Origin of the sequence: Streptomyces hygroscopicus, assembly GCF_026168105.1 — a bacterium.
GTDB lineage: Bacteria > Actinomycetota > Actinomycetes > Streptomycetales > Streptomycetaceae > Streptomyces > Streptomyces hygroscopicus_D.
Genome location: NZ_LBMW01000002.1, coordinates 306,885 through 331,153, shown reverse-complemented (window position 1 = coordinate 331,153; position 24,269 = coordinate 306,885). Strand labels below are relative to the sequence as shown.

15 protein-coding genes are annotated in these 24,269 nt (G+C 71.7%); 6 read left to right on the top strand and 9 right to left on the bottom strand.

Features of this window, described 5'->3' with window-relative positions:
• Positions 1 to 184 precede the first annotated feature (184 nt).
• The 3 genes from AAW14_RS03835 to glpK all read left to right on the top strand — a co-directional run bounded on the left by AAW14_RS03835 (position 185) and on the right by glpK (position 4,495).
• Positions 185 to 1,825 carry a GGDEF domain-containing protein gene (locus tag AAW14_RS03835; protein ID WP_265559842.1) on the top strand — a complete coding sequence of 547 codons (1,641 nt, stop codon included), beginning with the start codon at positions 185 to 187 and terminating at the stop codon, positions 1,823 to 1,825.
• 353 nt (positions 1,826 to 2,178) lie between these two features.
• Positions 2,179 to 2,937, top strand: a complete 759-nt coding sequence (locus tag AAW14_RS03830; protein WP_265559840.1) for an MIP/aquaporin family protein — start codon at positions 2,179 to 2,181, stop codon at positions 2,935 to 2,937.
• Positions 2,938 to 2,974: 37 nt separating this feature from the next.
• A complete protein-coding gene (gene glpK, locus AAW14_RS03825; protein WP_265559838.1) occupies positions 2,975 to 4,495 on the top strand; it encodes a glycerol kinase GlpK in 1,521 nt (506 codons plus the stop codon).
• Between the two features lie 105 nt (positions 4,496 to 4,600).
• Here the strand turns inward: glpK and AAW14_RS03820 are convergent, their stop codons facing one another.
• The 5 genes from AAW14_RS03820 to AAW14_RS03800 all read right to left on the bottom strand — a co-directional run bounded on the left by AAW14_RS03820 (position 4,601) and on the right by AAW14_RS03800 (position 12,745).
• A complete protein-coding gene (locus AAW14_RS03820; RefSeq protein ID WP_265559836.1) occupies positions 4,601 to 5,209 on the bottom strand; it encodes a GTP-binding protein in 609 nt (202 codons plus the stop codon).
• Positions 5,190 to 8,813, bottom strand: coding sequence for a hydantoinase B/oxoprolinase family protein (locus AAW14_RS03815; protein WP_265559834.1), 3,624 nt, complete (start codon positions 8,811 to 8,813; stop codon positions 5,190 to 5,192). The genes AAW14_RS03820 and AAW14_RS03815 overlap by 20 nt, the downstream gene beginning before the upstream one ends.
• A gap of 303 nt (positions 8,814 to 9,116) precedes the next feature.
• A complete protein-coding gene (locus tag AAW14_RS03810; RefSeq protein ID WP_265559832.1) occupies positions 9,117 to 9,512 on the bottom strand; it encodes a DUF742 domain-containing protein in 396 nt (131 codons plus the stop codon).
• Between the two features lie 9 nt (positions 9,513 to 9,521).
• Entirely contained in the window at positions 9,522 to 9,962 is a 441-nt protein-coding gene (locus tag AAW14_RS03805; RefSeq protein WP_265559830.1) for a roadblock/LC7 domain-containing protein, read from the bottom strand.
• On the bottom strand, positions 9,959 to 12,745 hold the full coding sequence (locus AAW14_RS03800) for a nitrate- and nitrite sensing domain-containing protein (protein ID WP_265559827.1): 2,787 nt from the start codon (positions 12,743 to 12,745) through the stop codon (positions 9,959 to 9,961). Before AAW14_RS03800 ends, AAW14_RS03805 begins: the two co-directional genes overlap by 4 nt.
• A gap of 403 nt (positions 12,746 to 13,148) precedes the next feature.
• On the opposite strand from AAW14_RS03800, the gene AAW14_RS03795 reads away from it, so the two are divergent.
• Positions 13,149 to 13,763 carry a hypothetical protein gene (locus AAW14_RS03795; protein ID WP_265559825.1) on the top strand — a complete coding sequence of 205 codons (615 nt, stop codon included), beginning with the start codon at positions 13,149 to 13,151 and terminating at the stop codon, positions 13,761 to 13,763.
• 235 nt (positions 13,764 to 13,998) lie between these two features.
• Here the strand turns inward: AAW14_RS03795 and AAW14_RS03790 are convergent, their stop codons facing one another.
• The 4 genes from AAW14_RS03790 to AAW14_RS03775 form a co-directional block, all read right to left on the bottom strand.
• Positions 13,999 to 18,636, bottom strand: coding sequence for a hypothetical protein (locus tag AAW14_RS03790; protein WP_265559822.1), 4,638 nt, complete (start codon positions 18,634 to 18,636; stop codon positions 13,999 to 14,001).
• Positions 18,637 to 18,744: 108 nt separating this feature from the next.
• On the bottom strand, positions 18,745 to 19,629 hold the full coding sequence (locus AAW14_RS03785; protein WP_265559820.1) for a hypothetical protein: 885 nt from the start codon (positions 19,627 to 19,629) through the stop codon (positions 18,745 to 18,747).
• Positions 19,630 to 19,666: 37 nt separating this feature from the next.
• A complete protein-coding gene (locus tag AAW14_RS03780; RefSeq protein ID WP_265559819.1) occupies positions 19,667 to 21,193 on the bottom strand; it encodes a hypothetical protein in 1,527 nt (508 codons plus the stop codon).
• A 91-nt stretch (positions 21,194 to 21,284) separates the two neighbouring features.
• Positions 21,285 to 21,980, bottom strand: coding sequence for a GntR family transcriptional regulator (locus AAW14_RS03775; RefSeq protein WP_265559817.1), 696 nt, complete (start codon positions 21,978 to 21,980; stop codon positions 21,285 to 21,287).
• A 137-nt stretch (positions 21,981 to 22,117) separates the two neighbouring features.
• Here AAW14_RS03775 and AAW14_RS03770 point away from each other — a divergent pair, with 137 nt between their 5' ends.
• Both AAW14_RS03770 and AAW14_RS03765 read left to right on the top strand, forming a co-directional pair.
• A complete protein-coding gene (locus AAW14_RS03770) occupies positions 22,118 to 23,437 on the top strand; it encodes an MFS transporter (protein WP_265559815.1) in 1,320 nt (439 codons plus the stop codon).
• Positions 23,434 to 24,255 (top strand): putative hydro-lyase, encoded by an 822-nt coding sequence (locus AAW14_RS03765; RefSeq protein ID WP_265559813.1) that lies wholly within the window; start codon positions 23,434 to 23,436, stop codon positions 24,253 to 24,255. Before AAW14_RS03770 ends, AAW14_RS03765 begins: the two co-directional genes overlap by 4 nt.
• The last annotated feature ends 14 nt before the right edge of the window (positions 24,256 to 24,269 follow it).

Sequence of the window (24,269 nt, the reverse complement as noted above, 5' to 3'; positions counted from 1 at the left end):
GTGACGGCGAAGGCCCTCGCGACTGCGGGCGAGCCGGGGGGCAGGCCGCCATGTCCTTCGGACGGCGACCGTCAACCCCTCTCCCCACAGAGGCCGTTCACACGCTCCGTGATCGCCCGGGAATCCTGTGTGAACAGGTCATGAACCGGGCCCCAGGGCGCACCGACGGCGTCATGATGCTGCCGTGCCCTCCTGGACGGATACTCTCCGCTTCGCCTTCCAGCCGGTGGTCAACTTGACGACCGGAGGCGTCACGGCGCTGGAGATCCTCGCACGCCCGGAGACCGGCGACGTCCTCGCCCAGGCCCGCCGGGACCCCGGACTCGACGGGAATCTGGCCGCGCTGGCGGTCCGCGCCGCGGCGCGCAAGGAAGCGCTGCTGCCGCTGCACGTCAATGTGTTCGCCGGAACCCTCGCCGACCTCGGCGGCCTCGCCGCACTTCGGGAGGCCGTGGCCGAGGCGGGACGCCTGCCGTGGGAAGTGACGGTCGACATCTGCCCGCCGTACGCACATGTGCCGCACCGCGCGCTGCTGGAGGCGCTCACAGTGCTGCGCGCCGAGGGCTTCCAGATCTGCGCGGACGGCGTCGGCGACGGCGACCTGCCCCTGCGGCTGCTCTCGGACTTTGAGCCGGACCTGATCAAACTCGACGTGTCCCTGCTGACGCGGCCGGCCGCTGTGCGGGCCATGCGGACGCTGTGCGAGCAACTGGGCGCGCTGCTCTCGGTGGAGGGCGTGGAGACCGAGCTGCAGTGCGCGGACGTGAGGGCGGCGGGCGCGCAGTTGGCGCAGGGCGACCTGTTCGCACCGCCGTCACGGCGGCCCGCAGCGGACGTATACATTCCGGGGCTGCCGGCTTCCGTGGTGGCGACACCGCGCATCGGGCCGTCGGTGCGGCAGTTCCTGCGGCCCGCTGCGTTGCTGCCGGTCACGGCCTCGGCCGGGCAGGTGCGGGCGCTGCTCACCGGATCACCCGAGGTGTCGGGGGTGCTGCTGGTGGATCCGGACGGGACACCGGTCCGTTCGGTGCACCGCTCGCGCTTCCTGCTGTCGTTGTCGGGACGCTACGGCCATGCGCTGTACGCCGACCGGCCCGCCGCGAAGCTCGGTGATGCGCCCCGTACGGTCGGAGTCGACGCCACCGCCTGGGAGGTGCTCGACGTGGTCGCGGACGGGGAGCGGGACCGCACCTCGGACGACGTGGCGGTCGTCGACCACCATGGGCGGTGCGTGGGCGTCGTACGCCTCGCGGATCTCGTACGGGCGCTGGCCGAGAGCCGGGTCGAGGAGGCGGCGGGGCTCAATCCCCTGACGCGGCTGCCCGGTTCGGACGCGATCACAGGTGAGGTGGACCGGCGGATCGCTGACGGTCGGATGTTCGCGCTGAGCTGGCTGGACGTCGACCACTTCAAACAGGTCAACGACGGGGCGGGGTTCGCCGCGGGCGACGAACTGATCCGCGCGGTGGGACGGGCGTTGCAGGCAGTCGCGTCCGGGAGCACGCGCGTGGGGCACATAGGCGGGGACGACTTCCTGGTGCTGGCGGACCCGGAGGGGCTCGATCCGCTGGCCGTTTCGCTGCTGGACGCGCCCTGGTCGGCCGGTGGGCGCATGGTCACGTTGTCCCTGGCCACGGTTGTGTGCGCACCCGGCAGCGTGACCGATCACCGTCAGGCGGCGGCTTGCCTCGCGCCTCTCAAACAGGCCGCGAAAGCGCTGAGCGGGGCAAGTTGGGTGTTGGGCCGAGCCGGTCTGCCCGGCCATGAGATCCTTCGCGGCTCGGCGCCGGCCCCGGCCGGGGCGGGCGGCCCGAGATGGGGTTGAGTCGGCCGCACCCGGCCTTCCGCGGCTCGGCCGCCCTTCGCACCGGACCGGGGATACCGCTCCCAACCGATGCCGTCGCCGACCTTGACGCTCCGTGGTAGCCGGGGAAAACTTCCGGTTGTCAGTCGGCATCGCCGCATTCGGGCGTATTCAGATGGCGGGCCCCCGAAGCCCACGCCGGTCCGACGGGTCATCCCCCACGGGCGATTCCGCTGCACAGGCACGCTCGTCGCGGACGCCGGGCGGGGCGCGGCGCCCTCCCTGCCATCGGCTGAAGTCGCCAAGGGAAACGCACCCTGCACGGAGGACGGACACGGGGCGGGACAGCCCCGGGCGAGGGCCTAGGAGCCGCCATGACCCATGGAAGCATCTTCGTCGGCGAGTTGATCGGAACGGCCATCCTCATCCTGTTCGGCGCGGGTGTCTGCGCCGCCGTCACTCTCCACCATTCCAAGGCCAAGGACGCGGGCTGGATCGTCATCGCGTTCGGCTGGGGCTTCGGCGTGCTGGCGGGCGCCTACTCCGCCGCTCCGAAGTCGGGCGGTCATCTCAACCCGGCGGTGACCCTCGGTCTCGCCGTCGCCGGCATCACCAAGTGGGGGGACGTCCCCTACTACCTGCTGGGGCAGATGGCGGGCGCGATCCTCGGCGCCGTCCTGACCTGGCTGCTCTACTTCGCCCAGTTCCAGGCCAACGCCGAGGAGGACAGCGCCCAGCCCACGCTCGGGATCTTCTCCACGGCCCCGGAGATCCGCAATCCGGTCGCCAACCTGATCACCGAGATCATCGCGACCGCCGGTCTCGTGCTGCCCATCCTGTTCTTCGGCAAGAACCTCGGCACCGGCATCGGCCCGATCCCCGGTACGACGGCGTACGGCTCCGGCATCGGAATCCTGCTCGTCTCCCTGCTGGTCGTCGGCATCGGCCTGTCCCTCGGCGGGCCGACCGGGTATGCCATCAACCCCGCCCGCGACCTCGGCCCCCGCATCACCCACTCCCTGCTGCCGATACCCAACAAGGGGACCTCGGACTGGGGTTACGCCTGGATACCGGTGGCGGGGCCGCTGATCGGCGGGGCGCTGTCGGCCCTTGTGTACAAAGCAGCCTTCTGACCTTTGACGAATCCGACCCTTTGACGAAGGGGACGTCATGACGGACAACGCCCAGAAGTACGTCGCCGCGATCGACCAGGGCACCACGTCCAGCCGCTGCATCATCTTCGACCACGACGGTGCGATCGTCGCCGTCGACCAGCGCGAACACCGCCAGATCTTCCCCAAGCCCGGCTGGGTGGAACACGACGCCACGGAGATCTGGTCCAAGGTGCAGGCGGTCGTGGCGGGCGCGATCGCCAAGGCCGGACTGCGCGCCGACCAGATCAGCGCGCTCGGCATCACCAACCAGCGGGAGACAACGGTCCTGTGGGACCGTGCCACGGGCAAGCCCGTGCACAACGCGATCGTCTGGCAGGACACCCGGACGGCCGCGCTGTGCAACGAACTCGGGGGCTCCGACGGGCAGGATCGTTTCCGTGAACCGACGGGACTGCCGCTGGCGAGCTACTTCTCCGGGCCCAAGGCGGCCTGGCTGCTCGACAACGTGCCCGGCCTCAGGGCCCGCGCGGAGCGCGGCGAGATCGCCTTCGGCACCATCGACTCCTGGCTGATCTGGAACCTGACCGGCGGAACGGACGGCGGGCAGCACGTCACCGACGTAACCAACGCCGGGCGCACCATGCTGATGAACCTGGAGACGCTCCAGTGGGATTCCTCGATCCTTTCGGCCATGAACGTCCCGGAAGCCGTCCTGCCCGAGATCAGGTCGTCCGCCGAGGTGTACGGCGCCGCCGTCGGCCAGCTCGCGGGCGTCCCCGTCGCATCGGCGCTGGGCGACCAGCAGGCGGCCGTGTTCGGACAGGCCTGCTACGACGTGGGCACGGCGAAGAACACGTACGGCACAGGCAGCTTCCTGCTGCTCAACACCGGGAACCGGCCGGTTCCGTCGAAGAACGGGCTGCTGACGACCATGGGTTACAAGATCGGCAGTGAGGCGCCGGTCTACTGTCTGGAAGGCTCGATCGCGATCACGGGTGCACTGGTGCAGTGGTTCCGCGACCAGCTCGGCATCATCCGCACGGCGGACGAGATCGAGACCCTGGCGGCGAGCGTGGAGGACAACGGCGGAGCGTACATCGTGCCCGCGTTCTCCGGCCTGTTCGCGCCGTACTGGCGTTCCGACGCGCGCGGAGTGATCACCGGTCTGACGCGGTACGTCACCAAGGCACATCTCGCGCGGGCGGTGCTCGAGGCCACGAGCTGGCAGACGCGCGAGGTCGTGGACGCCATGTACCAGGACTCCGGGGTGCAGATCACCACGCTCAAGGTTGACGGCGGCATGACCAAGAACGATCTGCTGATGCAGCACCAGGCGGATGTGCTCGGCGTGCCCGTGATCCGTCCGAGGGTCTCCGAGACGACGTGCCTGGGCGCCGCATACGCGGCCGGCCTCGCGACCGGGGTGTGGAACGACCTCGACGAGCTGAAGTCGCACTGGCAGAAGGACGTCGAGTGGACGCCCGTCATGGAGGCATCGGTGCGCGACCACGAATACCACAACTGGCGCAAGGCCGTGGAGAAGAGCTTCGGCTGGCACGAGGACGGGGCGCACTGACCTCCCTCCACGCGCGCGTGCCTGACGTGTGAGCCACGCGCGCGTGCACCGCTGCGGCTCGTACCCCGGTCGGCGGGGGTACGGGCCGCATGTGCCGCACAGGGGTCAGGTGGTGAGACTTTCCCGACGGTGGTCGGCCGAGTGCGTCATGGCGTGCCGGACGACCTCGACCAGGACCTCCTTGACCGACTCCCGATCGCGGGCGTCGCAGAGGACGACCGGCACGTCGTCATCCAGGTCGAGGGCCCGTCGTACGGCGTCGGCGGGGTAACGGGCTGCTCCTTCGAAGCAGTTGACGCCGACGATGAAGGGGATGGAGCGGCGCTCGAAGTAGTCGACGGCGGCGAAGCAGTCCCCCAGGCGGCGGGTGTCTGCCAGGACGACGGCACCCAGGGCACCGGTGGCCAGTTCGTCCCACAGGAACCAGAAGCGGTCCTGGCCCGGCGTCCCGAACAGGTACAGCACCAGGTCCTCGCGGAGCGTGATGCGGCCGAAGTCCATGGCGACGGTGGTGGTGTGCTTGGCCTCCACGCCGCTGGTGTCGTCGACCGGGCGGCCCGCCTCGGTGAGCAGTTCCTCGGTGCGCAAGGGCCTGATTTCGCTGACCGCACCGACGAGGGTCGTCTTGCCCACGCCGAAACCGCCGGCCACGAGGATCTTGAGCGTGACGGGCTCGACCGGAGGCTTGCCGCGCTCACTGCGCCCGACGATCATCGTTCTCTTCTCCTGCTCGGTGGGGGTCGGTCGGCGGCGTTCCGTAGCCTCCGCCGCCGGGGGTCTCGATGACGAGCACGTCGTCGGGGCCGACATCCACCGCATCACTGCCTGCAAGATGCAGCACGGTGCCGTCCACGCGTTCCACGCGGTTGGCGCCGAGCGCTCCCGGCTCGCCCCCCGCCATCCCGTAGGGCGGGATCCTGCGGTGCTGGGAGAGGGTGGAGACGGACATGGGCTCCCGGAAGCGGACACGGCGGACGGCGCCGTCCCCGCCGCGCCAGCGGCCGGCACCCCCGCTGCCGTACCGTACCGCGAACTCCTCGACCAGGACGGGCAGTCGCCACTCCAGCACCTCGGGATCGGTCAGGCGGGAGTTGGTCATATGGGTCTGTACGACCGGTGCGCCCGGGAAGCCGTCCCCCGCGCCGGAGCCGGAGGCCACGGTCTCGTAGTACTGGTACCGGTCGTTGCCGAAGGTGACGTTGTTCATGGTGCCGGAGCCCTCGGCCTGCACGCCCAGGGCGGCATACAGGGCACCGGTGATGGCCTGCGAGGTCTCGACGTTGCCGGCAACGACTGCGGCCGGGGGCTCGGGCGCCAGCATCGAACCGGCCGGCACGACGATGTCGAGGGGGCGCAGGCAGCCGTCGTTGAGGGGGATGTCGTCGGCGACGAGGGTGCGGAAGACGTACAGGACGGCGGCGTTGACGACCGAGAACGGCGCGTTGAAGTTGGTGGCCAGCTGAGCGGACGTGCCGGTGAAGTCGACGGTCGCGCAGCGGTTCTCACGGTGCACGCGGACGCGGACGCGGATGACCGCGCCGGAGTCGGTCTCATAGGCGTACTCCCCGTCGTCCAGGGCGTCGATGACGCGGCGGACGGCTTCCTCGGCGTTGTCCTGGACGTGCTTCATGTAGGCCTGGACGACGTCGAGCCCGAAGTGCTCGATCATGCGGCCGACTTCGTCGACGCCCTTCTGGTTGGCGGCGATCTGGGCCCGGAGGTCGGCGAGGTTGGTCCCCGGATTGCGTGACGGATAGGGCGCCCCGGTGAGCAGGCGGGACGTCTCCTGCTCCCGGAAGCGGCCTGCTTCGGCGAGCAGCCAGTTGTCGAAGAGGACGCCCTCCTCCTCGATGGTGCGGCTCTGGGCGGGCATGGAGCCGGGCGCGATCCCGCCGATCTCCGCGTGGTGGCCGCGGGAGGCGACGTAGAACAGGATCCGCTCACCGTCCGTGTCGAAGACAGGGGTGATGACGGTGACGTCGGGCAGATGGGTGCCGCCGTGGTAAGGGTCGTTGACGGCGTAGGTGTCGCCGGGGCGCATGCTGCCCGCGCGCCGCCGGACGACCTCCTTGACGCTGGTGCCCATCGAGCCCAGGTGCACGGGGATGTGCGGGGCGTTGGCGACCAGGTTGCCCTCGGGATCGAACAGGGCGCAGGAGAAGTCCAGGCGCTCCTTGATGTTGACGGACTGGGCGGTGGACTCCAGTCGGGCGCCCATCTGTTCGGCGATGGACATGAAGAGGTTGTTGAAGACCTCGAGCAGAACGGGATCGGCTTCCGTGTCCAGATGGGAACTCTCCGTAACCGCCGCGCGTTCCATGACCAGATGTCCGTCGTCGGTCGCCGCGGCCCGCCAGCCGTCGTCGACGACGGTCGTCGCACTGGCCTCGGTGATGATCGCGGGGCCGGTGACGGTTTCGCCGGGAGGCAGATCCTCGCGGCGGTGGAGAGGTACGTCGCGCCAGGCGCCGCCCGTGTGGAGGCGGACGGTCCGGGGGGCGGCGGAGCGGCCTTCGTACGGGGCGAGGGCGGAGAGATCGGGGGGTTCGGTGATGCCGGTGGCTTCCACGGAGAGGGCTTCGACGACGATCGGGCGGTCGAGTGCGAAGGAGTACGTGGCGCGATGACGTTCTTCGAAGGCGTGACGCATCGTGTCGGGCTCCGCAAGCTCGACCGTAAGGGTGGTGTCGGTGCCGTCGTAGCGCAGCTGGGCCTTGCGGGTGATCCGGATGCGGTCCTCGGGCACGTCCTCGGCGCGGAGTTCGGCACGGGCGGCGTCCGCCAGGTCGTCGGCGGTCTTGAGGACGCCGGGCATCGAGGCCGGCTCCAGGGGTGCCTCGACGGACTGTTCGCGCATGGCGGTGGTGTCGGCGAGCCCGATGCCGAGCGCCGAGAGCACCCCGGCCATGGGCGGTACGAGAACGGTGCGGATGCCCAGGGAGTCGGCGACCATGCACGTGTGCTGGCCACCTGCACCGCCGAAGGTGGTGAGCGCGTAACGGGTGACGTCGTGGCCCTTCTGCACCGAGATCCGTTTGACGGCGTTGGCGATGTTCGCGACGGCGATCTGCAGGTAGCCCTCGGCGACCTGTTCGGCGGTGCGGTCGTCCCCCGTCTGCTCGCGGATCTCGCATGCGAGGGCGGCGAAGCGGTCGCGGACCAGCGTGTCGTCCAGAGGCTGGTCGCCGTCGGGGCCGAACACCCGGGGGAAGTAATCGGGCTGGATGCGGCCGAGCATGACGTTGGCGTCGGTGACGGTGAGCGGGCCGCCGCCCCGGTAGCAAGCCGGCCCCGGGTCCGCGCCCGCCGAGTCCGGCCCTACGCGGTAGCGGGAGCCGTCGAAATGGAGGATGGAGCCACCGCCCGCCGCGACCGTGTGGATGTCGAGCATGGGCGCCCTCAGCCGGACTCCGGCGATCCGGGTGGTGAAGACGCGTTCGTACTCGCCGGCGAAGTGCGAGACGTCGGTGGACGTGCCGCCCATGTCGAAACCGATGACACGGTCGAAGCCGGCGAGCTGCGACATCCGGGCCATGCCGACGATGCCACCCGCGGGCCCGGAGAGGATGGCGTCCTTGCCGCGGAACTGCCCGGCCTCGGCGAGCCCGCCGTTGGACTGCATGAACATCAGCCGCACGCCTTCGAGTTCATCGGCGACGTGCTGGACGTAGCGGCGCAGTACGGGCGAGAGGTAGGCGTCGACGACGGCCGTGTCGCCGCGCGGTACCAGCTTCATCAGAGGGCTGACCTCGCTGGAGAGCGAGATCTGCGGGAATCCGGTGCGGGCGGCCAGCTCGCCGATGGCCTGCTCGTGGGCGGGGTGCAGATGGCTGTGCATACAGACCACGGCCAGCGCGCGGATCCCGTCGTCGTACGCCTCCCGGAGCGGTCCGGCCAGAGCGTCCAGGTCGGGGGCGCGCAGGACGGTACCGTCGGCGGCGATGCGTTCGTCCACCTCGACGACCCGTTCGTACAGCAGCTCGGGCAGTTCGATCGCCCGGGCGAAGATGCGCGGACGGTTCTGGTAGGCGATGCGCAGGGCGTCACGGAAGCCGCGGGTGATGACGAGCAGGGTGCGATCGCCCTTGCGTTCCAGGAGGGCGTTGGTGGCGACCGTGGTGCCCATGCGGACCGCGTCGACGGGGGCGCCGTCCTCGAGGAGCTCGCGTACGCCCGCGACGGCCGCGTCGGCGTAACGGTGGGGGTTGTCCGACAGCAGCTTGTGGGTGAGCAGGCGGCCGTCCGGGTGACGCGCGACGACGTCGGTGAAGGTGCCGCCGCGGTCGACCCAGAACTGCCAGCCCCTGGCCCTGGTCACGTCCGTCTCTCCGATCGCACTGCTCGGAACCGGATCCGCAGGCGGCTGATCGGCGCGCTGCGGTCAATGGTCGACGATCGCTCAGATCATATCGGGAGGACCGCCTCGACGCCGGTCCGAGGACTTCGGCGCCCCGGCGGTCCGCACGCGTGCCGGGCAGGCGGCGGGCTACGCCGTCCCGGTCACCGGCCGCGGGTGCCCGGCGGCACCTGGGGGACGACGGCCGCCGCCGAGCCGCGACGGCCGGTCGTCCGGTCGGCCGGGGTTTCCGTGCGCTCTGGCGAGGCGGACGGAAACCCTCGCTCACAGGGCCCGCAGGCCGCTGATCACATCACGCAGAATGCTCTCGTCCACCAGTTCGGCGGGCGGCACGGGACGCGTCACATGCACCAGTTCCTCGTCCACGAGGTCCCCGACGAGCACACGCACCACGCCGACGGGGAGATCGAGTTCGGTGGCGAGTTCGGCGACCGACTGGGGGGTGTCACGGCACAGGTCGACGATGTCCACGTGTTCCGGGGACAGCGACGGGTCCGCCTCGGTATCGTCCACGTGCGGTTCCGTGACGACCACCGCGATCAGGTCGAGGCGGTGCTGGACTTCGTGGCTGGTGCGGCCGCGCGTCATGGCGTACGGGCGGACCACCGGTCCGGCTTCGTCGTCGAACCAATGGCTGCTTCCCTGACCGTCTCCACTCATGCCATCTCACTACCCGCCCGAGGGCAGATCGGTGCGCGGAGCCGACCCCAGATGTACTCCGACCCGCTTGACGAGCAGGGTCATCTCGTAGGCCACCTGGCCGATGTCGGAATCGGCGTCCGACAGGACGGCCAGGCAGCTGCCGTCGCCGGCGGCCGTGACGAACAGGAACGCCTCGTCGAGTTCGACGACGGTCTGGCGGACGCCGCCCGCGTCGAAGTGCCGGCCGACGCCCTTGGCGAGGCTGTGGAATCCGGAGGCGACCGCCGCCAGGTGCTCGCTGTCCTCCCGGCTCAGTTCCTTGGAGACTCCTGTGGGCAGGCCGTCGCTCGAGAGCACGAGCGCCTTGCGGATGCTGGCGACGCGCTCCACCAGGTCGTCGAGGAGCCAGTTCAGCTCTCCCGACCCCGTGTTGATCGCATGGGACCCTGCGGCCTTCGGTGCGGTCATCGACCGTCCCCCTCTGTCGTTCCTCGTGCTGAGCCGTCCCGGGCCTCGTCGCCCGCGGCGTTCTCCTTGCGGCCGCGCTGCCAGCCCCGCTGGAGCGAGGCGAAACGGCTGCGTACCTCGTCGGCGTCGCGCTCGGCGAGCCCCGCCCGCTGCGCGGTGCGGGACCGCTCGCGCTCGGCGAGCCGGTCGGGGTCTTCCTTCAACTGCGGGGCAAGACTGGCCTGCCGCACCCGGCGGGGCAGAGCGCCCCCGCCCGATTCTGCCGGTCCGGCCGCGGTGTCCGGGTGCGGGGTGGACCCGTCCGGTCCCCCCGGAGGCCGGGTGCGGCGCCGCTGAGGCAGGGCAGGGGCCTCGTCGCGGTCATCGGGCAAACGCGCGGCGCCTCCCCTGGGTTCCCCTGAGCGGCCGGCCGTTCGCCTGGCCTCCTGAAGCTCGGTCACGCGCCCTTCGAGCGGATCGGGCCCCTCGTCCGCTGCCCCGCGCCGCGGCCCCGATCCCGTGACGGGGCGGCCGTGCGAACTGACGAGCTTGGGGGTCCGGCGCCGCGGCAGCGGGACCGGGGCGCCCGGGTGGTCGGTGTCGCCAGGACAGCCGGACTCGGGCCTCGTGTCGCGGCCCGGCTGGTGCTGCCGGCCCGGCGTGTCCGCCAAGGAACGCCGCGGGCGGAAAAGACCGCCGGGCCGGCTGTCCTCCTCGCCGAGAGCGCCCGGGAACCCGTCGAGCGTGTCCAGATCGACGGGGGCCTCCAGTTCGACCGGACCGTCCAGGATCGATGCCGGGATACCGGGCAGCGCGACGGGCCCCGGAGGCAGCCCCGGGTCCTCGGCGGCGGCGGCCTCCGGGTCGGGCAGCGCGCGGTCGAGCCGGAAGCCCATGCCGTTGGTGTCGGGGGCGTCGTCGGTGAGCAGTGCGTCGGGGATGAGGACGATCGCCGTCGTGCCGCCGTACGGAGAAGGCTGGAGGGAGACGCGGACGTTCTGCCTGCGGGCGAGCCGGCTGACCACGAAGAGGCCGAGCCGGTCGGTGTCGGAGAGCTCGAACTCGGGGGTCTCGGCGAGCCGTAGGTTGGCGTCCAGGAGCGCCTCGGCCGCCATGCCGAGGCCGCGGTCGTGGATCTCCAGGGTGAAACCGTTGGCGACGCGTTCGCCGATGACCTGCACGGCGGTGTGCGGCGGCGAGAACACCGTGGCGTTCTCGAGGAGTTCGGCCACCAGGTGGGTGAGGTCGGCGACCGCGGGGCCGGTGACGGCGACACGGGGCAGCCTGCGCACCTCGATGCGCTCGTAGTCCTCGACCTCGGCGACGGCGGCGCGCACCACGTCCATGAGCTGGACGGGCTTGCGCCACTGCCGGGAGGGGGCAGCGCCGGAAAGGATGACCAGGCCCTCGGCGTGCCGGCGCATGCGTGTTGTCAGGTGGTCGAGGCGGAACAGGTCGGCAAGTTCCTCGGTGTCATCGGTCCTGCGCTCCATCGTGTCGAGCAGGGTGAGCTGCTTGTGCAGCAGGACCTGGCTGCGGCGGGCAAGGTTGACGAAGACCTCGGAGACCCCGGCACGCAGCTCGGCCTGTTTGACGGCGGCTTCGACGGCAGCGCGCTGAAGGGTGTTGAGGGCCTGGCCGACTTCGCCGATCTCGTTCTTGTCGAACTCGAGGCGCGGTACCTCGGTTTCCACGTCGACGTGTTCGCCCGCCGACAGACGGCGTATCACGCTGGGCAGCCGCACCCCGGACGCCTCGTGGGCCTCCAGGCGCAACCGGCGCAGGTCGCGGATGAGGCCGCGGCCGATGCGTATGGACATGATCAGCGCGACCAGCAGGGCGACGAGTCCGAGGACACCCGCGACGGCCGCCTTCACGATGACGTCGACGGCGAGGGGGCGGGCGCGGTCCTGGTAGCGGTCGCCCGCCTGGGTGCTCATCGTGTCGAGCCGGTCGAGGACTTGGCCGGCGGCCTCGTCCCAGCTCTTGGCGCTCACGCCGTGCGGGGCGCCGGGGGCGGCGCTGATGACGGACTGCTCGGCCGCGCGCAGGGTTGCGGTGTCGGCGTTCTTCCAGTAGCCGTCGAACCGCTCGCTCTCCGAGTCCGGCAGCAGCGGCAGGCTGACGTCGTACATCACGGCCCGCTGGGCGACGAGGTCGGAGACGTCGTGGATGGTGGTGCGGGCGATCCGGCCGGAGACGAGCGCGGAGCCCAGGAGCGCGTCCTCGCGGGAGAGCAACTCGCGGGCGCGGAAGACATTGACGAGCGCGCGACCCTCCTTGTCCACGTCCACGTCGTCGAGGACGTGGAGATTGCCCAGCAGCGTGAAGCAGGGGTCGACCAGCCGGTTGTAGAGGTCGAAGGCCTGGGAGGCGTTGACAGTGCCGTCCTCGACGCCGCGGCGCAGCGATTCGACGCCGTCGAGGGCGTCCAGGATCGAGGTGAGTCTCTCGGCGGTGCCCTCTCCCATGACCTCGTGGAGGTCCTCGTCCTTGCTGTTGCGACGGAGCTTCGCCACGACCTGGTCGGTGGCTGCGCGGCTGCGGCGCAGTGCGACGAGAGCTTCGGAGGCGCGCGGGTCGGCGAGGTAGACGAGCGTCTGGCGGCGTTCCTGCTGCAGGACGCGGACGGTGTCCTCGGTGGGGTAGCCCGCCTTTTCGACGATGGACGAGACGTTGAACAGCGACTGTGCCTCACGACCTGTGATCACGGTCGCGAACGCCCAGATGGCGGTCAGGGACAGCAGCGGCACGAGGAGCAGCGCCACGATCTTCCGGCGGATGGACTTCCCGCGAAAGCGCATGGCCTCCCCCAGCTCGACCCCCTCGGCCCGGGGGTACACATGTGCGTCAACAAACGGCGTGAGCCTACTACCGACACACAGGTATCTCGAAGGGCCGACGGGGCGCACCACCCCATGGACAGCGAACCGGACATGGGCAGTTGTCCCGCCATTACGGGAGATTGCCTCCCGGAGCCGACGTGGGGTCCAGGGGGACGTGCGGTGCGGAACAGGGGCCGGTTGGCCGGAATTTGCCGTTCGTTGGGAATCTTCGCGGCACATCCGTCGTCTTCATGTACGGGAAACCGGGGGCGGAATCGGCCACAGGCGCCGCATGCCGCACTCAGGCGGCATAAAACAGCGTAAGCCGGGCAGCCACTGGGGAGCCGGGTTCGGTGACACCGGGACGAGCGGTCCTCGGGGGATGGGGAGTGACAAGGTGATGGGCACGGTGGAGCAGCGCGAGAAGCCCGTGGCGGGCATTGCGACGTCCACGACGGCGCGGCGGGGCCCGGAGACACCGGATCACGGCATTCAGGAGGGCATCGACCGCCGGACGACGACAGTGCGCGACCCCGCGGACGGGTGTGGCGCTCCGGCCGCCGCGCGAAGCGCCACGACGGAAGAGGGAGAGTACGAGGCGTCGTACTACCGGCCGTTGTGGGTGGAGGAGCCCGCGCGTCGGCGGCGGCTGCCGGATCCCGTGCGAACGGCGGCGGTGCGGGCGGTGCTCATCATCGCCCTGACGCTGATGCAGGCGGTGATCGCCTTCCTGTGCACCCTGGCCGGATCCTGGCTGGCGTTCCCCATGGTGCTGAGCAGCGTGGCGAGCACGGTGGTCGCCACGTGGGGCGTGCTCGATGTGTGGGTGACGCGCCAGGTGTGGAACCAGCGTCATGGCGTGGTGTCGGCCCCCAACAGCACGGCCCGGGCCCTGCGCCGCGAGCGCCGGATGGCCCGCCGTCAGACGCGGGCCGCGGCGCGGGCACAGGAACGCATACGCAGGCAGAGCGGGGCCGGGCAGCTGTCGCACCCGTGACCTGTTGGCCGCGGGGCGGGCCCGCCGCCGGTGGCCGCGGGGCGGCTTCCTCGGCGAGCCCGTCGCGGAGCGGTCGGCGCGGTCGAGGGGCGCGGACTCCACCGGGTCGGCGCCACACGCCAGTTCACGCCGGACCGGGACTGTCATGGCGGATCTGATCTCCGTCAACCCGGGCGTCACGACGATGACGATCGGCGAGAGGTGCGCGGATCCTCTGAAGGAGGACGTGTGACGGCTACGCGGGTCGTTTGAACATCCGTGTCGCCGTGATCTCGCTGTGCACCGCCTCTCCGGCCTGGGGCTGCTGCGGCAGTCCCGGCCGGAGGTGTTCCTCCACCCGGATGTACTTCAGCCCGGCCCGCAGGTCGGCGTCGTTGCGCAGCCGGATCACCAGGGGGAACTCGGCGAGTGCGGTCGTGTCGAACAGACCGGTGGTGTAGAGGAGCTGAACGCCGAGCGCGTCCGACACGGCCCGCTGGAGTTCCAGCAGGTACGTCGCGTTGGCGCGCCCGATGGGGTTGTCCAGGAACAGCGTGCCCGCGTGGCGGTGCTTGTCGCGGCCGCGGTCGTTGGAGCGCAGCGCGGCCATCGTGCAGTACAGGGCGATGGCGGCGGTCAGCAGCTGGCCGCCCGAGAACACGTCACCCATCTGTCCGACCGGCACGCGCTCGGCGCGCAGCACGGCGTCCGGCTTGAGGATCTCGACGGCCACTCCCCTCGGATGGAGCGCCGCGCCGACTCCCCGCAGGAGCAGCGACATCCCGTCACGCCTGAGGTCGGAGTTCTTCTTGACGGCCGCACGGGTCGCGTCGTCGATCACCTCACCGAGGCGTTCGACGAGCGTGGCCTGGTCGGGCTCCTCGAAGCGGATACGCAGGAACTCCTGCCCCGACCACTCGCCCAGTCCCTCCGGCAGTCGGGAGAGCCGCTGCGCCGACCGCAGCGTGGCGAGGGCCGACTCGACCAGTCCCCGCAGCCGGTCCACGATCGAGTCGCGGTTGCGCTCCAGCTGCGCCAACTCGTCCGTGAGGACCCTGAGGCGAGGCGCGAACGCCTCGGCCCACTTCTGTGCGTGCTCCGGCAGCGCGGACCCGGGCAGCTCGCGGATCTGCTGCCGGGCGGGCGTGCGGACCTGCTCGTACCGGGTGGAGTTGGCGTGCCGCACGAGTACGTCGCTCGCCTCGCGCACGGCCGTCTCGGCTGCGGACAGGTCGCCGGCACAGCCACGCAGCGACCGTCGGGCCTCGGCGGCGGTGTGCCGGGCCTCCTCGAGCGTGCCCGGATACGGCTCCTGTTCCTCCTGCTCCTCGTCCGGTGTGTGCTCGCGCAGCAGGTCACGGAGCATCGCAGCGATCTCGTCGAAGCCGCTCGCCGCGTCCGCGGCGGCTCGGTGGGCTTCCAGGAGTTCGGTGTGGGCCTCCCGTGCCTGGCTCAACGCGTCGGTGCGGGAGGCGAGTTCGGCCGTCGCCGTGCGCAGCAGGGCCTGGGCCTGCTCGGTGTCGCCGGGGACCAGCTCCTCGGGCAGCTCGGTGTGGGCCCCGCCGCTCTCGGGCGCGTGCCGCTCGGCCTCGCCGCGCAGCCGGCCGAGTTGCTCGCTCGCCGTGGACATGCGCGTCTCCAGGAGCTGCACCAGCTCCTCGGCGCGCGCGGCGGCCGCCTGCCGGGAGGGGCCGTCGGAGCCGTCCGGCGACTGGAGGAGCTGCTCGGCGCGGGTGCGCACCTTGTTGCTGAGCCGGTCCAGTTCGGCGAGCGCGGCGGACTCGTCGCTCTCGGCCCGCGCCTGTTCGGCGCGCAGGTCGGCACCGACGCCGACCTTCTCGTAGACCTGAGAGGCGGCCCGGTAGGCCTCGCGGAGGGCGGGCAGGGACGCCTTGGGCGCGTCCGTGTCGTCGTCCGGTACGTCGTCGGGGGCGCCCGCGATCTCCGCGCGCTCGGCGCGCAGCGCACGCGCCGTGCGACGGGCGTCGTCGGCGGCGCGCTGGGCGGCACGCCGGTCCTCGTCGGCGGCTCGGGCGCGCTCCAGACAGGACTGGGCGCGGCCCTCCGACTCGACCGCCTCGTCGGCGAGTTCTCTCAGTTTGACCTGCCAGCCCGCGCGCTCGCGCAGCCGGAAGGCGAGCCCGGCGAGCGCGTCGGCGGCACGCCGGGCCTTCTGCGCGGCCTCCTGCCGCTCGTCACGCACCTGGGAGGCCTCCGCCGCCGCCTCGTCGGCCTCGGCCCGGGCGGTGCGCGCCTCGGCCAGCTCCGCCTCGGACTCCTCGGCGAACGCACGCGCGTCCAGGGCGGCCGTGGCGAGTTCGGCGAGCCGTCCGGCCGGGCAGCCGGTGCGCCAGGAAGCCAGCCGGGCCGCGAGTTCCCGGTCCTTGCCGAGCCGGGCCGCGAGCGCCCGGATCTCCTCGTCCCGCTCGGTGGCCCGGGCACGCAGCCCCCGCCGCTCCTCGTCGGCCGCGTGCTCGTCGTGCATGGCCGGGTTCGGTGGTACGAGGAAGACGCCGCCGACTGCGCTGTCGCCCTCGTCGAGGGCCGGTGTCGGGGCGAGCAGCGCGGCGGCGGTGCCGACGGCGACGGCGGAGCGCGGCAGCAGCGCGGCCTCGCTGAGCGTTTCGCGGGCCCGGGCGTGCGAGGCGGGGTCGGTGATGATCACGCCGTCGACCAGCTCGGGGCGGGCGGCCAGCACGCGCGCGTGGTCGGCCGGGTCGACGGCCTGCGCGAGATAGCGCCAGCCGGGGAGCGCGGGGATGCCGTGCTCGCCCAGGAACTCGACGGTCGCCAGCACGTCCGGGCCCGGCGGCAGCAGCCCGCCGTCACCGAGCGCGCCGAGGATACGGGCGTCGTCGGCCGCCGCGGTCCGCAGCTCGAAGAGGTGCCGTTCGGCGGAGGAGACGGAGGCGTCGAGCAGCGCACGCAGTTCGTCGGCGAAGCGGTCCAGCTCCTCGGCGGCGAGAGGGCCCTCCTGGGCGGCCGGGGCGTGGGCCGCGCTCGTGTCCTCGTCGCGGCGGGGCCCCGACACCCACGTACGCGCGTCCGTGCCGGACAGGCTGAGCAGTTCGGCGAGCCGCTCCTCCGCCGCCAGCGTCTCGGCCGTCCGGCGCTCGGCCTCGTACGCCCGCTCCGCGGCCGTCGCCGCGTCCGCCGCTCGAGCCGCCGTCAGTTCCGCGCGGGACTCGGCGGAAGCCGTCTCACGCGCGTGCTCGGCGGTCCGGCGGGCGGCCTCGCGAGCGGTGTCCCAGGCGGCGACGGCCCTCTTCTCGGCGTCGCTCGCGGCGAGTGCGGCCCGTGCCGGGTCGGCGTCGGGCGCGCTGTCGTCCAGCCAGCCGACTCGCACGGCCTCGGCGGTCTCCTGCTCCACCTCGGAGAGACGCTGGCGCAGATGTCCGCTCTCGCTGCGGGCGCGCTGGGCCTCGGTGGCGGAGGCGGTCGAGTCGCGGTACGCGGACTCGCTCACTTCCTGGAGCGCGGCGGACCGCTCCTCCTCCTCGTTGGCGAGGGACTCGGCGCTCTCGGCGGCGGCGTGCAGCGCCCGTACGAGGTCGACGGCCGCCTTGGCCCGGGCGGCGAGGGCGGGTGCGGCGTCCCGCTCGGCCTCGCGGATCGCGGCGGCCACGCGTGCGGAGCGGTCGGCGGCGGCGCGGTGTCGCAGCACGGCCTCGGCGGCCTGCCACGCGGAGTACAGCTGGCGTGCGTCGGCCAGCTCACGCTTCTGCGCGGCGGCGGCCTTCTCCGCTCCGGCGAGCGCCAACGAGGCGTGGCGGTACGCGAGTTCGGCGGCGATCAGGGCACTGCGTTCCCGGGCGCCCTCGGCGTGTGTGACGGTGTGGGCGGCCGCGGTCACCCGCTGGGCCAGGTCGGCGGCCCGTACCCGCTCCTGCACCCCGCGCGCGGACAGCCGTCGTGCCAGTGTTCGCGTGCGCCGCTCGGCGCCGGTGTGGATGTCACGCGCCCGCGACCGCGCCTGAGCGGCGTCGACGATGCGGCCGAGCAGGTCCACCGACCCGGCGGTGAAGTCGCGTTCGGCGATCAGTTCGGAGCGCCGTCCCAGCTTGTTGCCGAAACCGCCGACCAGGTCGGCGAGCCCGTCGGTGTCCCGGGTGTCGGTGACTGCGCGCAGCAGCAGGTCCGTGAAGTCGGAGTCCTTCTTGACCGCGAAGAGACCGGCGGCCTCACCCTCGTCGGCGTTCATCTCCCGCTGGTAGCGAAAGAGTTCGGGATCGAGCCCGAGGTGCGTCAGATGCTCGTTCCAGCGGTCGTGAATCTCCTCCCAGTGCACCTCCAGATGCGGATAGGCCTTGCCCGCCTCCGTCAGGGCGTCCCGGAAGCCCTTCATCGTGCGGCGCCGCCCCTGAGCCCCGGACGCTCCCTCGACGGGCGGCCGTACCGCGGTGGACTCGGCGACCGGCAGATTGTCCAGGCTGAGTCCCGGGCCGGGCCGGAAGGAGTACCAGGCCTCCGCGAACTTCCGCGGGTCGTTGGAGACCTGGCGCCCGCGCCATTCGCTCACCTTGCCGACGACGACGCACTCACCGGTCAGCGTGTGCTGCCACTCCAGCGCCACATGCCCGCAGTCGTCGGCGAGCAGGAACTTGCGCAGAACACCCGAGCTGGCGCCGCCGAGGGTGTTGCGGTGGCCCGGAAGCATCACCGAGAAGATCAGCTTGAGGAGCACGGACTTGCCGCCGCCGTTCTCCAGGAAGAGGACGCCGGCGGGCGCCGGCCGGCGCGGCGGCCCGACGGGCTCCTCCTCGAAGAACTCCGCCTGGGTGGGCGCGGGGTCGGGCACCGGATCACCCACACCCCGCAGGTCCAGCACGGTGTCGGCATAGCGCGCACCGGCAGGCCCGATGGAGTAGAGGCGGACCCGGGACAGCTCGTACATGGCGGCGGACTCTCGTCGTTGGTCTTGCTAAGTCTTCGGAAACGTAGGGAAGTTCGTGAGCGAGGTGGGCTCGTGGGCGTGGTGGGTGCAGTGGGTGCGGTGGGCGCGTCAGGCGCTTCCGGAGTGGAACGGCAGCCCGGCGTCGGCCACCAGCTCCAGGCCGTCGGTGTCCTCGGCGGGCAGCAGGGTGGCGGTGCCGTCGGTCACCGGGACGACGCCCAGTTCGAGGAGTTCGGACATCGCGGCGCTGCCCGCCATGTCCCGCACCTGGAGCTGGTAGCGGGCCGTCGTGCGGTAGGTGCCGCCGCTCTCGTCGCCCGTGCGCTGCAGGAACCCGGAGTCCGTGAGGAACGCGACGGCCTTGCCGACGATTCCGGTGGTCGAACCGGCCAGTCTGCGCGCGTCCTTGGTGGCCCCGGTCGCGCTGCGTCTGGCCCAGATGCGCCAGGCAGCCTCCAGGCCCGGCGCGTCCGTGGCCGGGTCGGTGTTCTCACCCTGTTCGTCGGCCCGCTCCTCGAGGCGACGGCAGGCCTGGCGCACGAACGCGTCGACGCCGTTGACCGTGACGCGCCCGATGTAGCCGTCGTCGGCCAGGTCCTCGGGGCGCGGGAACGCGAGGGCGGCGACGGCGAGATGGGCGAGTCCGTGCAGGAAGCGGTCACCGGAGTCGGCCGACGTGCGACGCGCGTAGTCACCCATGCGGACGGCGAACACGGAGTCCTCGGCTGCGGTCACGGCCATGCCCGCGCGCGGGGACACCTCGAGGACGACAAGACCGAGCCCGGCGGCGACGGCGTCCGCGAGCCGCGCGAACGGCGGGTCCTCGCGGTAGCGGCGCAGCAGCTCCGCGTACTCCTGGTCGCGGGCGGGCTGCAGCTTCGGCTGCAGCCCGAAGGCGACGAGCCGCGCCGCGTCGGCGGCGTCGGCGGGGGTGACGGCGCTGCTCACCGACGCGGCGGCCTCCGGCTCACTCCACTCGACGTGCTCGGTCACGGTTGGGACTCCTTGTCGCGCTGGTACTCGTACGTGCTCATGCCGCTTCCGACCGGTCCGCCGCCATGCCCACCGCGTCCAGCAGGGCGGTCCCGACAATGAGGTCGGCACCGCCGAACTCCGGGTCGTCCAGCTCCGTACCGTCGTCCACGGCGAACAACAGCTTCTCCTCGCCCTGCCGATACGCGGTGCCGACCGGCGGACTGGCCGCGTGCACGGCCAGCAGGGCGACGAGGTAGGGCAGGTCGGGATCCTGGCGGCGCGCCTGAGCCAGCAGCCCGGACAGCCGGCGCGGCGCGTCCGCCGGCAGGTCGAGCAACTCCATGGCCGCGGCCAGTTGCTCCTCGCTGAACCGGCTGTCGTCCGGCGTGGCGATCAGATCCGGCTCGGGCATCTCGGCCCCGAGGTGCTCGCGCTCCACCGGGGGCGTCAGCAGCAGGTCGACAAGGTCCCCGACCCGCACGGCCCCGGGTGTGCGCAGCCCCGTCCCGTGTGCGAAGAAGGCGTCCGTGACACGGATCGCCTGCTCCAGCGGAAGCGGCAGCACCGGTGCGACGAGATGGCCGTACAGATCTGTCCCCGAAGTCGTCATCGGCGTGGCGAACGCCTGCCGGTCCTGCTCGGCACGGAACAGCGGGCCCGCTTCGAGGAGCCGCGACTGCAGCTGCGTATGCCGGCGGATGCAGTCCTTGACGATGTCGACGAGCTCGGCGGCCCGTCGCTTCTGCTCGGGGTCCTCGGACTCGTCACGGGCCTTGCGGATGTTGGTGAGGATCGCGTTCTCGTGTCGGTAGCGGTCGGCGACGTGGTCGAGGGCTTCGGCGATCATGTCCGGCACCGCGTTCAGCCAGTCCACCGCCCGCACATTGCGCCGGGTCGCGTCCAGGGCCTTGCGCAGGGTCTCCGAGTACTGCACGGTGCGGTAGCGCGCCTGCTCGGCGGCGAGCTGGGCGTCGGCGAGGCGCCCACGGCTGATCAGCACCTCCAGCTTGACCTCGGCGGCGATCTGGGCGCTGGTGACGTCCGTGTCCAGGGCGCCGACGAGGACGTTGACCGCCTCGTCCGTCGTTCGCAGGTAGACGCTCCCGCCGTATCCCGGCACCTCTTCGATCAGTTTGAAGTCGTAGTCCCTGCGGACATAGGTTCCGTCCGGCGCGAACGTGCCGTAGACAGCGCGGAAACCGCGGTCGACGCTGCCGACGTTGATCAGGTTCTCCAGGACCCACCGGGCGACGCGTTCGTGCTCGACGACCGGTCGCCGCGGAGCCTGGGCGGCGATGCGCGGGATGAGGCGGGCGACTATCTGGTCGTGGTCCGCGCCCGTGTCGAAGTCCATGTTCAGCGTGACCAGGTCGATGGCGGCGAGGGCGACCTCCGCCATCCCGTACACCGAGTACTCACCCGCGAGGTTCGCCTTGCGCGCGTCCAGGTCGTGCAGCGGCGCGGTGCAGGCGAGCGCGCGCAGCCGCCGCGCCAGCCCCTCGTCGGCAGCCGGGCCCGAAGCGGGGCGCGGCCCCGCGCTGAGCTGGGGCGGAACCCTGTCCGTCGATGCAGGCGAAGTCACGGTGCACAGACTAGGTCCTCGGTCCGACAACGACCCAAACGACGCAGATGCGCCCTGGCGTCCGGGCTGTCCCACCGCTGCGACCGGCCCGCTACTCGTCCTCGCCGACCCGCCGCCGGTACACCTCCACGACCCGTGCCAGCGAGTCGTCGAGATAGACCGCGAGCAGATTCTCGGCCTCGGTCCGCTCACCCTCCTGCAGGGCCTGGAGGATCTGCTGGTTGCGCACGAGATACGGCTCGTGCAGTCGGCGCGGGTCGTCCACGACGTGGAAGGCGAGCCGCAGTTCGGCGAAGACGCTGCGCATCAGCTCGTCCGTGCGTTCGCTGGCCGCGAGCGCCACGAGTTCGCGGTGGAAGTGGATGTTGGCCGTGCCCAGCCCTTTCCAGTCACCTTCGCGCGCGGCCCGCTGCCCCTCCGCCACGGCCTCGGCGAGCCCGTCGAGCGGGTACGGAGGCTCCCCGAGCCCCCGCACGACGGCGCACTCGACGAGTCCCCGGGTGCGGTAGATGTCCTCGACGTCCTCGACGGTCAGCACCCGCACGAAGACCCCGCGGTTCAACTCGTGGACGAGCAGCCTCTCGTGTGTGAGCAGCCGGAACGCCTCTCTCAGGGTGTTGCGGGAGACACCGAGCGCGCCGCCGATGCTCTCCTCCGACAGCCGGGTGCCGGGCGGGAAGTAGCCCTCGGCGATCCGGCTTCTGAGGATGTCCGAGACCCGCTCGGCGGTGCTGGTGCGCCCCAGCAGGGCACGGTCGTCGGCCAGGCCCGTCAGCTGCTCTGCCATGCCCGGAATTCAACCGCAGACACCAGAACGAAACAACAGGGGTATTGAAGGATCGTTCAACGATCCTCTACCGTGCTGCACGGCTCATCGCACGGCTCGTTCCGCACGCACCCTTCGTCCCTCATTGCGAGGTGCCCATGAGCACGACCCCTCCATCCCGGTCCCTGACCACCGACACCCGCTCCGGCGCGGGCGAACGCGGCGCCGACGACGGCCCGTTGGGCTGGCTCCGCGCCCTGGGGCCGCGCGGCCGGCGCGCCTTCGCCGGCGCCTTCGGCGGCTATGCCCTGGACGCCTACGACTACTTCACGCTGCCGCTGAGCATGGTCGCGCTCGCGGCCCACTTCGGTCTGAACAGTGGCCGGACCGGCCTGTTCACCACGGTCACCCTCGTCGTCTCGGCGGTCGGGGGCGCCGTCGCCGGCGTGGTCGCCGACCGCATCGGACGGGTCAAGGCCCTGATGATCACCGTGGTCACGTACGCCGTCTTCACGGTCGCCTGCGGCTTCGCGCCCACCTACGAGACGCTGCTGGTCTTCCGTGCCCTCCAGGGCCTCGGCTTCGGCGGCGAATGGGCGGTCGGCGCGATCCTGGTGGCCGAGTACGCGAGCGCACGGCACCGGGGCCGTACGCTCGGCGCCATCCAGAGCTCCTGGGCCGTGGGCTGGGCGCTGGCCGCGATCGTCTACACCCTGGTGTTCACCTTCGTGGGCAACGACCTCGCCTGGCGCGTGATGTTCTGGACCGGCGCGCTGCCGGCGCTGCTGGTGATCTGGGTGCGCCGCCGGGTGCACGACGCCCCACAGGCGCAGGCCGAGCGCGAGCGGAGCGACCAGAAGGGATCCTTCGCGGCGATCTTCAAGCCGGGGACGGCCGAGGCACCGGGGCTGCTGCGCACGACGGTCTTCGCCTGCCTGCTCTCCACCGGTGTCCAGGGCGGGTACTACACCCTGGCGACCTGGGTGCCGACGTACCTGAAGACGGAACGCGGCCTGTCCGTCGTCGGCACCGGCTCCTACCTCACGTTCCTGATCTCGGGAGCCTTCATCGGCTATCTGACCGGCGGACATCTCACCGACCGGCTGGGCCGCAGGCGCAACATCTGGCTCTTCGCGCTGCTCTCGGCGGTCTGCGTCCTGGCGTACGCGAACATCCTCGGCGGCGCCAACACCCTGCTCCTGGTGCTCGGCTTCCCGCTCGGGTTCTGCATGTCGGCGATCTTCAGCGGCTTCGGGTCGTACTTGAGCGAGCTGTACCCGACGCCGGTGCGGGGCACGGGACAGGGCTTCACCTACAACACCGGCCGCGCCGTGGGCGCCGTCTTCCCGACCCTCGTGGGCTTCCTCGCCGACGGCTGGGGCGTGGGCGGTGCGCTGGTCTTCGGCGCGATCGGATACGGCCTCGCGGCACTGGCGCTGCTGGGACTGCCCGAAACGCGCGGGAAGGAGTTGCAGTGAACCGTACGGAAGACCGCCCCCTGACCCTCGTCGACGAGCACGCGCACGCGTGGAGCGCGAAGGACGCCCGGGCCCGCTTCCGGGAAGGGCTGACCGGTCCGACGGCCGGGGCCGCCGCGGGCCACACCCAGGTCAATCTCGTCTCGGTCCCCGCCGACTGGGCCTATGAGACGCTGCTGTTCTGCCAGCGCAACCCGAAGCCCTGCCCGGTTCTGGACGTCACCGACGCGGGCTCCGTCACGACGGTCCTCGCCGAGGGTGCCGACCTGCGCACCGATCTGCCGCGCTATCGGGTGTGGCGGGACGGTGAGCTGGTGGACGAGCCGACGAACGTCCGGGAGCACTGGCGCGACGACCTCGTCTCCTTCCTCATCGGGTGCAGCTTCACCTTCGAGTGGGCACTCACCGAGGCGGGAGTCCCCCTCCGCCACATCGAGCAGGGCCGCAACGTCCCGATGTACGTGACCGGCCGCCAGTGCCGTCCGGCGGGGCGGCTGCACGGCCCCATGGTGGTGTCCATGCGCCCGGTTCCGCCGCAGCACCTGGCCGCCGCGATCCGGGAGAGCAGTCTGCTGCCCGCGGTGCACGGCAGCCCCGTACACTGCGGCGATCCGGCGGGCCTGGGCATCGAGGACCTCGGGCGCCCCGACTTCGGCGACCCCGTGGACGCCGAACCGGACGACATCCCGGTGTTCTGGGCCTGTGGTGTGACCCCGCAGGCGGCGGTGACGGCCTCGCGCCCCCCGTTCGCCATCACCCACGCACCGGGGCAGATGTTCATCACCGACGCCCGCGACGACCAGTACCGCGTCGTCTGACGTCGAACGACGGG